At 39.7% G+C, this 16,057-nt stretch carries 7 protein-coding genes; 5 read left to right on the top strand and 2 right to left on the bottom strand.

Annotation, left to right across the window (positions count from 1 at the left end; genetic code table 11):
* The first annotated feature begins 225 nt into the window (after positions 1-225).
* From JL001_RS03540 to JL001_RS03520, 5 genes are all read left to right on the top strand, one after another.
* Positions 226-3,495 carry a SusC/RagA family TonB-linked outer membrane protein gene (locus tag JL001_RS03540; protein ID WP_200974789.1) on the top strand — a complete coding sequence of 1,090 codons (3,270 nt, stop codon included), beginning with the start codon at positions 226-228 and terminating at the stop codon, positions 3,493-3,495.
* A gap of 12 nt (positions 3,496-3,507) precedes the next feature.
* Positions 3,508-5,082: a SusD/RagB family nutrient-binding outer membrane lipoprotein gene (locus tag JL001_RS03535; protein ID WP_200974788.1), complete on the top strand. Its 1,575-nt coding sequence runs from the start codon at positions 3,508-3,510 to the stop codon at positions 5,080-5,082.
* 829 nt (positions 5,083-5,911) lie between these two features.
* The gene (locus JL001_RS03530; protein ID WP_200974787.1) at positions 5,912-9,196 is read left to right on the top strand and encodes a SusC/RagA family TonB-linked outer membrane protein; all 3,285 of its coding nucleotides are present in this window, start codon (positions 5,912-5,914) and stop codon (positions 9,194-9,196) included.
* 12 nt (positions 9,197-9,208) lie between these two features.
* Positions 9,209-10,654: a SusD/RagB family nutrient-binding outer membrane lipoprotein gene (locus tag JL001_RS03525; protein WP_200974786.1), complete on the top strand. Its 1,446-nt coding sequence runs from the start codon at positions 9,209-9,211 to the stop codon at positions 10,652-10,654.
* A gap of 321 nt (positions 10,655-10,975) precedes the next feature.
* Complete coding sequence (locus JL001_RS03520) at positions 10,976-11,977, top strand: acyl-ACP desaturase (protein ID WP_200974785.1); 1,002 nt, start codon at positions 10,976-10,978, stop codon at positions 11,975-11,977.
* 319 nt (positions 11,978-12,296) lie between these two features.
* Here JL001_RS03520 and recQ read toward each other — a convergent pair whose 3' ends face one another.
* Entirely contained in the window at positions 12,297-14,423 is a 2,127-nt protein-coding gene (recQ, locus tag JL001_RS03515) for a DNA helicase RecQ (protein ID WP_200974784.1), read from the bottom strand.
* An 83-nt stretch (positions 14,424-14,506) separates the two neighbouring features.
* Positions 14,507-16,048 (bottom strand): hypothetical protein, encoded by a 1,542-nt coding sequence (locus JL001_RS03510; protein ID WP_200974783.1) that lies wholly within the window; start codon positions 16,046-16,048, stop codon positions 14,507-14,509.
* Between the last annotated feature and the right edge of the window lie 9 nt (positions 16,049-16,057).

Raw genomic sequence — 16,057 nt, 5'->3', positions numbered from 1 at the left:
TTTTTAAAAAATCACCGATTTGAATAAAACAACACCTGATGTATACTATTAGTTACATGTAATATTTAAAAAATACAATATTTGTTTGATATTGATATTGTTTTGATTAAATTAATGTTAATCAGTCGTTTAGGTATTCGGAAGAATGATGATGCCAGCTTGCGCTAATGATTTTTTGCATGGGCATTTAACGGAAACAAACTAATCAAATCAAATCAATTTCTTATGAAGAAAAGTGTACGTTTAGCCTTGTTGCTATGTATGATGGTGCATTATGTTTTTGCGCAATCAGTTACAGTGACAGGAACGGTGACTTCAGAGGATAATGGAGAACCGATTCCGGGTGTTAGTATTCTGGTGAAGGGGACCTCTACAGGTGCCGTCACAGATTTGGATGGTGTGTACTCTTTGGATGTACCATCAGGTGGAGAAGTGTTGATTTTCTCTTTTATTGGGATGACTACCAGAGAAGTGGTCATTGGAGGTAGAACTCAGATTGATGTTGCTTTGGCATCCGATGCCAAGGAATTGACAGAGGTGGTGGTGACTGCTATGGGTATCACCAGGGAAAAAGCTTCTTTGGGCTATTCAGTGCAAGCTGTTGAGTCAGAAGAGCTGAATAAGTCGCAGCAGACAGATGTTTTGAGTTCTCTTGCTGGCCGGGTTTCTGGGGTGCAACTGTCATCATCTACCAATATGGGAGGCTCTAAGAGAATTACGATTCGTGGAGCCAGTTCTTTCTTTGGGGAAAATCAGCCATTGATTGTTATTGATGGTTTGCCAGTCAATAATTCCAATTTCAATGATGAGAATATGCAGGAAGGAAGTGGTGGATTTGACTATGGGAATATGTTGAATGACCTTAACCCGAATGATATAGAGAGTATTTCTGTATTGAAAGGTACAGCAGCGGCCTTGTATGGTTCGAGAGCTGCAAACGGTGTGATTGTGATTACAACTAAAAAAGGTACACCGGGCCAAGAAAGCTTTAGTGTTGATGTCAGTTCTTCGGTCAATTTTGAGAGTATATACTTGATGCCTGACCTTCAAAGGAAATACGGTGGAGGTGCGATCATCAGTGATGAGGACGGCGGCCAAGACGGTTTTGAAGTAGCAAATATCAATGGGACAGATTATAAGGTCGTTCAATATGGAGTGGATGAGAGTTGGGGGCCTAGGTATGATCCTAATATTTCAGTTTTACACTGGGACGCTTTTAGTGAGGATTATCCGGAAGATTACTTACAGCCTAGGCCATGGGTAGCACCAGCAAATGATGTTCGAGATTTTTTTGAAACAGGAGTGTCCTATGTAAACTCCGTCTCGGTATCAAGTTCTAACGTGAATTCTTCGGTTCGCTTGGCCTATTCCAACACGAAAACCTCAGGAACTTTGCCTGGTTCTGAGCTTACCAAAAACAATTTCTCTATTAATGGTCAGACCAAAGTTTTAGAGAAGCTAACTGCACAATCTTCTTTGAATTATGTCCGAACAGCTACTAAAGGCCGACCATTGTTAGGGTACCCAGCTTCTAACCAGCCATATGGTAGTCCTTTGGGGCAAATTTTGTTCCAGTGGACCCAAAGACAAATCGATTATGAACGTTCCAAAAAATACCTGAACAGTGATGGTACACAGCGTTCATGGAACCGAAACTCATGGGATGATCCAACTCCACATTATTCAGACAACCATTATTGGGCTGCTTATAAAAACTATGCCGATGATGAGCGGGATAGGTTCTATGGAAATGTAGGTTTGAGTTATGAAATAATTGAAGGCTTAAATCTAGGAGGTAGAGTAAGTGGCGATTTGTATACTTTCTACAATCGTGAAAGGGTTGCAGTAGGGTCGCAAGCACAATCCTATTATTATGAGGCGGTAAGGAACAATTATGAGTACAATTATGAACTCACCCTGAGATACCAAAGACAACTTAATGAAGACTTGAACTTAAGTGCATTAGTAGGTGGTAACCAGATGAGGCAAAGACTCCATCTGAACAGAGGGGAGACTTCGGGAGGATTGGTAGTTCCTGAATTGTATAATTTGCTGAATTCGGCAGGAGCGGTATTGGTCAATGACGAGACGACCAAAAAATCAATTAATAGTTTGTTTGCTACTGCAAACCTCGGCTACAAAGACATGTTGTATTTGGACTTGACAGCGAGGAATGACTGGTCTACCACTTTGCCTGAGGACAACAACAGTTATTTTTATCCTTCAGCCTCTTTGAGTTTCTTATTCTCTGATGTGGTCAGTTTACCTTGGTTAAGCTTTGGTAAGGTGAGGATTGGCGCGGCGAGGGTTTCCAAAGACACCGATCCTTATAATGTATATACCACCTATAAGTTCAATACAGATGGTACATTTCAAGGTTCTCCAAGGGTTTATACCCCAGAAGAATTGTTAAATAGTGAGTTGAAGCCAGAGAATACCGATACTTGGGAGATTGGGCTTGAGGCAAGCTTATTTAAAGACCGGGTAGGCTTTGATGTTACTTATTTTAAAAATGTTACAACGGATCAGATTATTCCTTTGGAGCTTTCTAGGGCTACTGGTTACGATGCCAAATTTATCAATGCCGGTGAGATAGTGAACAAAGGCATTGAGATCATGCTAAGGGGTACTCCTGTTCAGATTAGGGATTTCCGATGGGATATTACGATTAACTATACCAAAATCGACAATGAGGTCATCAGTATAATAGATGGTATTGAAGCAATGGATATTGGTAGTGCACCATTTGATGGAGTGACATTGAGGGCCTCGGTGGGTGAAAGGTATGGCCAGTTGTGGGGATATGATTATATCTACGATGATCAAGGCAACCGAGTAGTTCAGGACAATGGTTATTGGGCGAGGACTCAAAACCTGGTTCCACTGGGTTCGGTTATGCCCGATTATAATATGGGGATTAGAAACTATTTTACTTACGGAGGATTTGATTTGAGTGCGCTGATCGATATCCAAAAAGGAGGTAAGTTTTACTCAGTTTCCCATATGTGGGGTCATTACGCAGGTACATGGGGTCCTACCGCAGGAGTCAATGATCAGGGCAATGAAATACGTTCGCCGGTAGCTGATGGAGGTGGTATCAGGCTTGAAGGTGTCACTGGAGATATAGAGTTTAATGAAGATGGCTCATATTCAGTCAGTAACACTGCTCCAAATGAAACCTATGTGTCAGGACAGGGATGGGCAGCCCGTTATTATCATGGATTTGGGATGCCAAGTGCCCAGAGTGTTTTTGATGCAGATTACATCAAAGTCAGGGAGTTGGCTCTTGGTTACAACTTTGATATGGGAGGCAATGAGTTTATCAGAAGCTTAAGGGTTTCTGCCTATGGAAGAAACCTTTGGACTTTTGGATTGGATTATAAAGGCTTGGATCCTGAAATAGCGGTCAACGGTTCCGGTAATATTCAAGGAATTGAAGGTGCATTTATGCCTACTTCGAGAACATTTGGGTTTAAGGTAGATATTGGACTATAAATATTCAACAGTATGAAAAGCTTCAAAATAAAAATATTTGTATTTGGATTGACAGCCTTGATGGTTGCTTGTGATCTGGATTATGAGCAAAACCCGAATGAGACAAACAATCCTCCAACGACTGGCCTGCTAAATGATGCAGTAAAGAAGATGATGGATGACTTCTACGATGAGTGGTTTCAAGGTCGTTTTACTTTGGTTGGTATGCAGTATTGGACGCAGACTGCCTACGCTGATGAAGATCGTTACGTGTATCGGGAGTCTCAAAGGGAAACTTGGGAGGATTTTTATGCGAATTTGGAAAATTTAAGAAAGGTAATCTACTTAAACAGCAATGAAGAGACCATGGTGGAAAATAGCCAGTATGGATCCAATGAAAACCAAATAGCGGTGGCCCGAATTTTAATGTCTTGGACATTTAATATTATGGCTGACACTTGGGGAGATATACCTTATTACTCTTACGGTTCAGACGATCCTGATTTTCAGGCCTTGCAAGTTGCGGATTCGGAGGAGGAAATCCTTTCTCCAGTTTATGCTACACAGTCAAAGATTTATGAAGATATATTGAATGAACTGCAAGATGCTGAGTCGATGATCGATGTGGATGCGTTGGGGGTCCAGGCAGATAATATCTATGGAGGAGAAGATGAGCAAATGGCTTTGTGGAAAAAGCTTGCCAACTCACTGCGCTTAAGGGTTGCATTAAAGATAAGGGGCATAAACCCTTCTTTGGCTGATTCCCACATTGCGGATGCTTTATCAAAAGGTGTTTTTACTTCCAATGCGGAGAATGCTGGATTTATATATGAATCCAGTGATGTGAATGCATCTCCTTTTTACAGGGCGTTCAATGTCAACAACAGAACCGATTTTGCTATTTCCCACCCGTTTTGTCAATTGCTTTTGGGAAATAACCTGGTTGATCATAATGGTGTGGATATTACTGCAAATCCGTTCTTTGGGACTGAAGATCCACGTCTGGAAAAATTTGCTATTCCTAATAGAGATGGTAATTATGTTGGCATGCCAGTGAGTGAAAACTCAGCAGATGCTGGTGTGTACCCATGGGAAAGCTCTCCAGGAGATGATATCATCAATAAGCCGGATTATAGTCAATCTTTAATCGAATTTGCTGAAATATCCTTTATCCTATCTGAATTGAACGGTTGGGATCAGACTCACTATGAGAATGGGGTAAGGGCATCTATGGAGAAATGGGGAGTGGCTACAAGTGAAATTGATGCTTACATAGCGGCATTGCCACCTGCAAATGAAGAGAATGTATTGACACAGAAGTACATTGCACTCTATATGGATGCGCATACGGCTTGGCAGGAATATAGACGAACAGGATATCCGCATACCTTGATTTTGCCTGGAACAGATTTTAGTGTGACTCCTGTACCCGGTACTACCATTGATTATACATTTTCTTCATTGGTGGAAGGACTTACAGATATTCCTTTTAGGCTGCAGTACCCTGACTTTGAAAGGACCTTGAATGGTTCCAATAGAAGTGAAGCTGTGAGTCGTTTGTCCAATGGTGATGTACTCGATTCAAAACTTTGGTGGGATGTGAATTAAATTAGTAATTCCAGATTTTAGCAATAGGAAAGCCACTCCATTGGAGTGGTTTTTTACTGTATGCATCTGGTGAAGGATGGTTTTGTAGGTATTTTTTGATGGAGTACCTCTTTTTCATTGATCGAGATGGTCGTGGTAGGTGCCTCAAATTTTGAAAAGCAATATACTGTGTGGTAAGTGTTTCTATTAGTGTATGATGTACAGTTTTTGTTCTTAAGTTGGGAGGTTGAAATTGTATTATACTGAAAATTGTGATGTGATTTATTGGTTAAATTCAATTGATTTTGCTGGTAATTTTTTGATGTTAACAGTAAGATTTTCAATGTAAAACTCTTGTGAAAATTCAATTTTTTGTTTCGAAGTTATGCTCAAATTGTGGAGTTTTGACTATTAATAACCTGTTTTTAGTTGGGTTTCGTTTGATTCGTATTTTGTCAGAAACCAAATATTATTCTGAATTTTAAAATCGTAATAGACTGAAAAATAGCTTTAATGTAATTATTAGTTGTATGCAACGTGATCGTAATGGAAACTTTAGAATTTAAAATGGGTTTTTTTTGTAATACCTGAACAAAATTGCGTTTTGTTCAATATTGAACCTCTTTTATTTGTAGAGAAATGGTTTTCCAAGCAAATTTTATTCGTTAGTAAATTCATATTGTGTATTAGAAAAGGACAAATTTTTTTTAATTTTTTTTATATTTCGTAAGTATCTGAAAATCAGTATTTTAATGTATTTTTTACCATTGTTAATCTAATGTTAAAAAATCATAAAATTTTTTTTTCGGGTTTGGATTTCTACTTTGTGGCAAAATCAAATCAACCGCATATGAAGAAAAGAGTACAATTAACCCTCTTGCTATGCCTGTTTTTGCAATTTTCTTTTGCACAAACAGCATCAGTAAGAGGTACGGTAACTTCAGCAGATAATGGAGAGCCGATCCCAGGAGTGAGTATTCTGGTAAAAGGTACCTCAAAAGGTGCTGTAACTGATCTTGATGGTAAATACACCCTTTCTGTACCATCTGAAGGAAAAATCTTAATTTTTTCATTTATTGGGATGACTACCCAAGAAGTGACAATCGGTGATCAATCGGTTATTGATGTTGCATTGGTTTCTGATGCTGAAGAATTGTCTGAAGTAGTAGTAACGGCATTGGGTATTGAAAGAGAAGAAAGGTCGCTTGGTTACTCTGTTCAGGAAGTGACTGGCGATGAGGTAAGCAAGGCGAAAGAATCAAGTTTTATTAGTTCTTTATCCGGTAAGGTAGCTGGTCTTAGCATTAAGAAGAGTAACTCCATCGGTGGTTCTGTAAATGCTGTAATTAGAGGGTCCAACTCATTTACAGGAAACAACCAAGCTTTGTTCGTAGTAGATGGTGTTCCCATTAGTAACTCTAACCTAAACACTTCCGGCCAGATGTCTGGAGGCGGAGGTTATGACTATGGTAACGCTGCTTCAGATATTGATCCTGAAACTATCGAATCGATATCTGTATTGAAAGGTGCTACTGCTGCCGCTCTTTACGGTTCTGATGCTGTAAACGGTGTAATCATGATTACCACTAAAAAAGGAGCTAAAAAGAAGAATGGACTTGGTGTAACTTTGGGACACTCAACCAATTTCAGTGTTGTAGACAAGAGCACTTTTCCTAAGTACCAGAACAAGTATGGTCAAGGGTATGGCCCATATTATGGTGAGACTGGTGGATTCTATGATACTGATGTTAACGGTGATGGGGAGTTGGATCTAGAAGTTCCAGCTGGTGAAGATGCTTCATTTGGAGCGGCATATGACCCGAACCTAATGGTTTACGGATGGGAGTCTTTCTATCCTGAGTTGGACACTTATTTGACTCCATCTCCATGGGTGGCTGCTCAGAATGGTCCTGACTACATTTTCCAAACAGGTGTTGGTAATATTACCAATGTTGGTTTAGAAGGTGGCAATGAGAATGGATCTGTAAGATTTGGCTATACAAATGATGATCGTTCTGGTATTTTGCCAAACAGTAAGATCAAAAGAAATGTTGTGGACATCCACGCAAATTATAGGTTAAGTGATAAGTTGTCAATCGACGGTAAGGCTACTTATACCAGAGTAGAAGGTAAAGGTAGATATGGTACTGGTTACGATGGCAAAAACGTTATTCAAGGTTTGCGTCAATGGTTTGGTACCAATGTGGACCTTAAAGCACAAGAAGATGCCTACAATATGACAGGAAGCAACATCACTTGGAACCCACTTGGTTCTGATGATACTTCTCCTCATTACTTTGATAATCCTTATTGGACATTGTTCGAAAACTATCAAAATGATCAGCGAAACAGGTTCTTTGGTAAGTTCCAAGCGAACTATGAAATTACTGATTGGTTGACAGCAATGGCCAGATTTGGTATTGATTCTTACTCTGACCTTCAAGAAGAGAGAATTGCTGTAGGAAGTTTGGATCAATCTGAATACTCTAAATTCCAGAGAACGTTTGAACAGTACAACAGTGACTTCATCTTATCATTTGACAAGAACCTAAACGAATCTTTGTCTTTGACAGGTTTGTTAGGTTTCAATATCAGAAATACACGTGTAAATTCTACTAGGGCTTCTACCAACGGTGGCCTAGTTGTTCCTGGGATCTATGCTTTGAGTAATTCTGCGAATGCTCTTGAGCCACCAGTTGAAAGTGATTTTCACATCAGAAAGTATGGGTATTATGGTCAGGTAACTTTGGGTTATATGGACATGTTGTACTTGGATATGACCGGAAGAATTGACCGTGCTTCTACTTTACCAGAAGGAAACAACAGTTACTTCTATCCTTCAGTAGCTGGTAGTTTTGTATTCAGTGAATTGATCGAAAGCTCTGCATTAAGCTTCGGTAAACTGAGATTGGGTTATGCGAGTGTGCGTGGTGCTGGTGATCCATACAGTGTAATCAACACCTTTAGCTCTGCCACTCCATTTGATGGTGTTCCGATGTTCTTTACCCCTGATACTTCTAATAACCCAGACCTTAAGCCTGAAAAAACGGATGAAATGGAGATTGGTGTGGAAGTAAACTTCTTAAACAATAGAATTGGTGCAGATATCTCCGTGTATCAGAAAAACACCATTGACCAAATCCTTCCTGTTGAAGTATCTTCAGCGACCGGCTTTAACTATAAATATGTAAACGCTGGAGAAATGGAGAACAAAGGGGTAGAGGTTAGCTTATTTGGTGATGCAATTAAAACACCTGATTTCTCTTGGAGAGTGAATGTCAACTGGGCCAAAAACGTAAACAAGGTGGTTTCCCTTTACGAAGGTGGAGAAAACCTATTGATTTATTCTGCTTGGTCTACTGCGATTAATGCCAGAAAAGGAGAAGCTTACGGAACAATCACTGGTACTAACTATATCTTTGATGAGTCAGGTCAAAAAGTTGTAGGTTCTGATGGTAAATACCTTAGAACTGAATCCACCAATGAAGTGATTGGTAACATTCAGCCTGACTGGATCGGTGGTATCAATAACACCTTTAAATACAAAGGGTTGGCATTCAGTTTCTTGATTGATATGCAAAAAGGAGGAGACGTGATCAGTTATGATATGGGCTTTGGTAATGCTACCGGTCTGTATGCTGAAACTGCTGCTTTGAATGAGTTAGGTAACCCAATGAGAGACCCTGTAACCAATGACGCCACTTCAGGAGGAATTATCCTACCAGGTGTGACAGGTGATGTGGCTTTTAATGATGATGGTAGTTACACGGTTACTAATTCTGCTCCTAATGACATCAGAGCAAATGCTGGAGATTATCTGACGCCACTTGGGTACTATGGTGGTTCTAGTGAGACTGGTACTTATGCTCCAGATGCAGCATTGGTTTATGATGCCTCATTTGTGAAATTAAGAGAGGTTAGTTTGATGTATGACCTACCGACCAGATTTTTTGATAATCTATTCATCAATCAAGTGTCTGTTGGTGGTTTTGGTAGAAACTTGTGGATCATTCACAAAAATCTTCCTTACTCTGATCCTGAGTATAGTGCAAGTTCAGGTAACCTACAAGGTATCCAGAATGGTGCTTTGCCAGCAACCAGAGAATTCGGTTTCAACGTAAATGTTAAATTCTAAAACTGAATCACAATGAAAAAGTCATTATTAATATTAGGTATAGCAGCAGCGGGACTATTTTCTTCTTGTGATGAAAATCTTTCCGATCTGAACACGGATCCTAAGAATCCGGTAGAGGTGGAACCAGAAGTATTGTTTACATATGGACAGTACAATTTGGTAAATCAAATGGTCAATATTGACTATAATAATAACTTGGATCGTTTTTGGGCCAACTATTTGACTCAAACTACTTATATCCAAGAGTCAAGTTACGATGCAGCCAATAGAGATGTTGGAGGTAGCCTTTGGGACAATATTTATACTGAGACATTGTATGAATTGAAAGAGGCCAAAGACATCATCAAATCTCGTGAGGTTAGCGCAGCATTGGTTCCTCAAAGGGACAATCAATTGGCAATGATCTCTGTAATGGAAGTTTATGCTTACCAATACCTAGTGGATAACTTTGGTAGTATTCCTTTCACTGAGGCTTTGGATATCAATAACGTTACTCCAGTTTATGACGAAGGAGAATACGTATATGGAGCCATCATTGATAGCTTGGATGTAGCCATTGCCAGCCTTGATGAAAGTGCAATGGGATTCAGTGCTTCTTCTGATATTCTTTATGGTGGTGATATTGCAGCTTGGAAAAAGTTTGCCAACTCCATCAAATTGAAAATTGGTATGAGACTGGCTGATTCTAATCCTACTGAAGCTTCTACTTTGGTTTCTGAGGCGGTGGCTGCAGGTGTTTTTGAATCAAATGCTGATAATGCGGTTTACCAATTTAGCAGCTCTCAGCCTTACACCAATCCTATCTATGATTATTTTGAGGTAGATAGTAGGGCTTCTGATTTTGTGGTTACCCAGTTCTTCATTGATATGTTGGAGGATGTGAATGATCCAAGAATGGATGTTTACTTTGATGACAATATTGCTACTGGATATGTAGGAGGGCAATATGGTGCGTCTGGTAATGCTTATGCTTCACTTACACATATCGATCCAGCTTTAGTAGAGGCAACTTTCCCAGGTACTATCTTAGATTATTCTTTCGTTGCATTTTCTTTGGCTGAGGCAGTAGAAAGAGGGTTTATCTCTGGAAGTGCTGCTGAATATTATGAAGCGGGTGTTCGAGCGTCATTTGAGGCTTGGGGATTAACTGGTGCTGAGGCTACACTTTACTTGGCGCAGCCATCAGTAAACTACCTGACCGCAGCTGGAGATTATAAGCAAAAGATTGGGATGCAAAAGTACATAGCATTATATAACCAAGGTCATGAAGCTTGGACAGAAGCAAGAAGGTTGGATTACCCAGAATTGTTAACAGCAGTTTCCAATGGTGTGGCCAATCCGAAGAGGTTGATCTTTCCTACGAATGAGCCTTTGATCAATACTACAAATTATTCTTCAGCAAGTAGCGCTTTAGGTGGTGACAATACTACTTCAGCTATTTTCTGGGACATGAATTAATCGGAACGCTATTTTGAAATAGCTTGCCAAATATTTAAAAGGTGCTGCATGGAATCGTGCAGCACCTTTTTTGTTATGTAAAACAAACCTTTTTAATATTATAAGGGCTATTTCCTGACGTCACTGAATATTTAAATCTATGGCATTATTATGGCACTTCCTTATAAATGCCTAACTTGTGCTGTTTTAGAAAACATCTTAATTAAATGTTCGTTTTCATAAATACCACTCGATTGAATTGGCCTGAAGTGGTGAAATAAAAATGAATGTGTGAAGAGAATGGCAGGTCAAGTTTCTTCGAAACACCTTATATAAGATAGTATGAAAGATACAGTAGCTATAAATTACGAACTGGAGAAAAATATGGAGGTGATCAGTCAGCTGGATGCCTTCGTAGGTGAAGCAGTGGATAACACCTTGTTGAATCCGGATGACTGTTGGCAGCCTACAGATTTTCTTCCTGATATGGGCATGCCAGATGCTTTTGACGAAGTCAAGAAGCTCCAAGAGCGGGCGGCGGGAATTCCTGATACCATCATCACTTCTTTGATTGGTAATATGATCACGGAAGAAGCTCTACCAAGTTATCAGACATATTTTAACTTGTTGGAAGGGATTAACCCTGAAGGGAGTTTATTAAGTGAAAGAGGTTGGGTAAGATGGTCCAAAGCTTGGACGGCAGAGGAAAACCGTCACGGAGATTTGTTGAACAAATACCTTTATCTTTCTGGAAGGGCTGATATGAAAAAAGTGGAGCAGACCATCCACAGATTGATATATAATGGTTTTGATCCTAAATCTGAAAAAGACCCTTACCAAGCTATTATTTATACTTCCTTTCAGGAAAGGGCCACTAAGGTCAGCCATGTCAATACAGGAAAGTTAGCTGATAAAGCAGGTGATACCGTGTTGGCAAGAATATGTAAGCAAATAGCTGGTGATGAAGCACGTCATGAAAAGGCCTATAAGTCCTTTATGAAGCGAATCTTTGAAATTGATCCCAATGGTGCCATGCTTGCTTTTGAGAAAATGATGCGAAAGCAGATTGTTATGCCAGCGGTTTTGATGGGCAAAGGTGGTAGCAACCCAACTTTGTTTGATCAGTTCTCAGCCATTACCCAAAAGATTGGTGTGTATACGGGTTGGGACTATGCAAGGATCATTGATCACTTGGTGAAGTTATGGAAGATTGAGTCCATTACTGGACTTGAGGGAGCCGCTGCCAAAGCACAAGATTATTTGGCTGGGCTGTCAGATCGTTACATGAGGTTGGCCGATCGAATGAAAGCCCCTGATGAGATCAGCCTTGCCTGGTTGAAATAGGAAAATAATATTATTAGAAAATACAAAAAGCTGACAAGAAATTGTTGGCTTTTTCTTTTTGTCAAGGGATTTTTGGATAGGAGGGAGGAAGTTAAAGTAAGAGGCCTTAAAAAGTAAGAATTAAAATGGCCTCTTGAGATTTCGTTTAAACACTTAAAACAAAGTGGAAAAAGTTGCTTAATCACCCTCCTCAAATGTATAACTTATTCAAGTATCAAAAAATACCCCAATTGGGGTATTTTTTGGTTTTTGTGCCAGTTGTATATGAAAATATTGCCTTTATCGTTTACCGAACTATAATAAATTGTTTTGTAAGTGTTTATTTTTCAGTTGCTAATGCTACTTTAATTTGGAAATAAGAGTATCTTTCTCCAAAATGCTCTTTGATAGGTTTTAAGTAATTATTTTCTTGTCTTCTCGAAAAAAGGCGAATATTCAGCAGGTCATCCTTGGAAATAAACTGCTCTGTATCTATTTTTCCAAGCTTAACTAATTTGGTAAGGTGTCCTTCAATAGTAGTAAGCGTCATTTCCCTTGACTTTGCAATTTGGTAAATGTTCATACCGTCCTGATGGAGTTTTAGTGTCATTTTCTCTGTACTTGAAATCCCATTGGTAGAAGTGTTTACCACTTTTTTTGATGAGGTTAATTTTTTTCGTGGAGAAAGCTGATGTTTTTGGACATAACTGGAAATGACTGCTGTAAACTGGCTCCCATAATTTTCAGACTTGGTTTGTCCAACACCGGAAATAGTTAGAAAACTATCATTGTTTACAGGCAAGTAAGTAGCCATCTCCACCAAACTAGCGTCAGAGAAGATCACATAAGGAGGAACATTTTCTTTTTGGGAAATTTCAAATCGGATGGACTTGAGTTCTTCAAAAAGAGCCTCTTCATAAGCTACTTTTTTGGTTTTTCTAAGCATGGAATTGTCCTGCATACTAAGCAGGATCTTTTGTTTTTTCTTAAGCTTGGTCCAAGCTAGGGTGGTCAATTTAAGGGTAGGGAATTGCTGGCCTGCTTCAGCAATATATCCTTCCTGAATCAGCTGTTGCCCTAAAAGCTTCCAAAAGTCTTCAGTTTTATCTTTGCCAATGCCATAAACCGAAAGTTGTTTGTGTTCCTCCTGGACTTTGGCAGACTGAGAACCGCGAAGCACTAGAATAGTATAACCCATTCCAAATGATTCCTTAAGCCTTGCAAGTGTGGACAATAACATCTGGGAGGGAATGGTCGTGTCTTCTTGGTTCCCTTCAGAAAAGCAAATGTCACAATTGCCACAAGCTTCATTCGTTTGTTCGCCGAAATAACCCATCAGGTATTGCCTTCTGCATCGGTTACTTTGGCAGAAGTCTTTCATTTTGGTCAATTTACTGACCATGATTGCTGTGTAATCAGGGTTTTCGGGACTGTCGACCATGCGTTGTAAGGTCATGAAATCGCCATAACTGTAAAACATTAAAGCTTCACTGGGAAGCCCATCTCTACCAGCTCTTCCGGTCTCTTGATAATATCCTTCGATGTTTTGGGGCATATTCATATGGACCACAAATCGAACATTGGATTTATCGATTCCCATGCCAAAGGCAATCGTGGCTACCATGATCTTTACCTCATCTTTGATGAATTTTTCCTGATTTGCAGCCCGGGTTTCTCGGTTCAGTCCAGCGTGATAGGGAAGCACGGATAATCCTGATGCTTGCAATTTTTCTGCAGTGTCTTCTACGCTCTTTCTTGAAAGGCAATAAATGATGCCTGAGTTCTTCTGATGATATTCCAAAAACTCTAAAAGTTTTTCAAAAGAATTTCGCTTAGGAGCTACTCTGTAGGTGATATTGGGCCTATCAAAACTGGAAATAAACCATTTTGGGTGAATAAGCCCCAGTTTATCGGCTATATCTTTTCGGGTTTGTTTATCTGCTGTGGCTGTCAGGGCTATGAATGGCACCGACGGAAACTCCTGCCTCAACATGCCAATTTGTAAATAGTCTGGCCTAAAATCATGTCCCCATTGTGAAACGCAATGGGCTTCGTCCACAGCGACCAATGAAAGATTTATTTTCTTAAGTATTTCTGTTAGAGGAACAGCTCTCCCAAATAACCTTTCTGGAGCCACGTAGAGCAATTTTAATCTGCCAGATTGGATTTCTTGGGTAATGAAACGTTGCTCTGAAGTAGTTTGGGTTGAGTTTAGGTAAGCAGAAGGAATCCCATTGGCATTAAGGGCATCCACTTGGTCTTTCATAAGGGCTATAAGGGGTGAGATCACCAAAGTAAGCCCTTCGTTAACCATGGCCGGAACTTGGTAGCAAAGGGATTTACCACCTCCGGTAGGCATCAGGACGATGGTGTCCTGTCCGCTTAGAATGGATTGTACAATGGCTTCCTGCTGCCCTCTGAAATTGTCGTAACCGTAAAAATTCTTAAGTACCTCTTTTGGAGTCATTAATCGTAACTGTGAGTGTATATTACTGCTAAGTTACTCAACTTTTGATGCTGATAAAATAATGCGGAAGCAAATGAAATGGATTACCTATTGAGTATTTTAATCCTGTCCGTTTGATTGTTCCAAGTAATCTCTAGGATCAAAAGACCTTTCGGAGCACTTTGAACCAGGTTGTCTAAATTAAGGGTTGGGCTGTATTCATATTCTACTGAATGAAAATTAGCAAAGTGGCCAGGCGTATAGATTTTAATAGTGATTGGATCACTTAAGTTTACAGATTTTGTTGGATTGCTGATGGACAAGTGATTGCCATCTGTTGGGTTGGGGAAAGCCATCCAGGTTTTAGTTGGAGAACTGGGACTTTGTATAGAAATCACTTGGCTGTAAGTGCTGGAACCGTCCAAGTTGATTTGTTTAATTCTGTAGTAAAGGCGTGAGGAAGGAGGATAGTAGATAGGGTCTTTAAAAGTATAGCTGCTGATCTCGTTGGACCAGCCTTTGGCATTAACCTGTCCGACAAAAAGAAAATCATCAATTCCATTCAAGGATCTTTCAATTTCAAAATGACTGTTTTCCCACTCCTTTGCAGTGGACCATGACAACTTGGGTTTTTCTAAATGATTAAGAATGGAGACATTAAAATCCAGCCAAATAACCGGAAGAATTCGACAATTTCCTTCCATGAATTCACCCTCATTAGTTTCTACTTTTTGAATGTTCGTTGGAAATACAGAACAGGTAAATATGGTGGCATCATCGGCTGTGATTTTTGCATTGCTTCCATTGGTGTCTATATTACCACCCACATCTACATAACTTTCTCCATCTGCATCACCTCCAGCTTCATAATAGTCCCCAATAAATGTCAAAGTTGAGTTTCCATTCATTTCCAAGGTTCCTCCAGGTTCTGATGCACGTACTTGAGCATCTTCTGTGACTTCAAATGCCAAGTGGGAGTTGCCCCGGATATAAATTGATTTAGTGTTGAATATTCCATCAACATCTATTAGCGCCTTATCTTCAGCATCATTAGAAGGAGTATGAGCCTCAGTAGTTCCGTTAATGATAATTCCGGCATTTTCATCAACTGATAATTTGGATTTTCCCCTTACAAATAAGTTGTGTACTTCTACGAAGCTACTGATTTCTTCCTCATCAGAAAGATCACTAGGCCCCAGAACATTTATTGTTGCACTTGGATTAATGGTTAATTGTTGCCCAACTTCTAGTTTTGAATCTCTACCATCAAAATAAACATCGACTGTTTCTCCTCCTGATATGCTTAAGTCTCCAGTAATAGTAAATGTACTGGCTTCATTTACAGTGATAGAAGTAAAGCCTCCTCCCAAAGTCATATTTCCACTATAGGTAAGATCTCCATTTATAATGATACTACTTTCACATGATGATGAAGGGTTGATCACTGGATAATCATAGGTGGGATTGCAATTTGTAGCGTCTAAAACAGTTATCTCCCAACAAGCGGCTGTACCCCATTGTCCATCACATCCTACATTTGTTCTAGTGTAGGTGTAAGTTTGGGCATAGCCATTCCATTGGCTGGTAAAAAGCAGCAAGAGGGGTAAAAGCAAAAGTCTGGTATAAAGGTGTGTGGCTTTATACATGATTTTGTT

Source organism: Echinicola sp. 20G, from assembly GCF_015533855.1.
In the GTDB taxonomy this organism is placed as follows: domain Bacteria; phylum Bacteroidota; class Bacteroidia; order Cytophagales; family Cyclobacteriaceae; genus Echinicola.
The sequence above is the reverse complement of the archived record's forward strand: the minus strand, read 5'-3'. Positions and strand labels throughout refer to the sequence as shown.

Bases quoted from the DNA above. Each gene is read 5' to 3' on its own strand.
- JL001_RS03540 (WP_200974789.1), top strand. From the start codon at position 226: ATGAAGAAAAGTGTACGTTTAGCCTTGTTGCTATGTATGATGGTGCAT.
- JL001_RS03535 (WP_200974788.1), top strand. From the start codon at position 3,508: ATGAAAAGCTTCAAAATAAAAATATTTGTATTTGGATTGACAGCCTTG.
- JL001_RS03530 (WP_200974787.1), top strand. From the start codon at position 5,912: ATGAAGAAAAGAGTACAATTAACCCTCTTGCTATGCCTGTTTTTGCAA.
- JL001_RS03525 (WP_200974786.1), top strand. From the start codon at position 9,209: ATGAAAAAGTCATTATTAATATTAGGTATAGCAGCAGCGGGACTATTT.
- JL001_RS03520 (WP_200974785.1), top strand. From the start codon at position 10,976: ATGAAAGATACAGTAGCTATAAATTACGAACTGGAGAAAAATATGGAG.
- recQ (WP_200974784.1), bottom strand. From the start codon at position 14,423: ATGACTCCAAAAGAGGTACTTAAGAATTTTTACGGTTACGACAATTTC.
- JL001_RS03510 (WP_200974783.1), bottom strand. From the start codon at position 16,048: ATGTATAAAGCCACACACCTTTATACCAGACTTTTGCTTTTACCCCTC.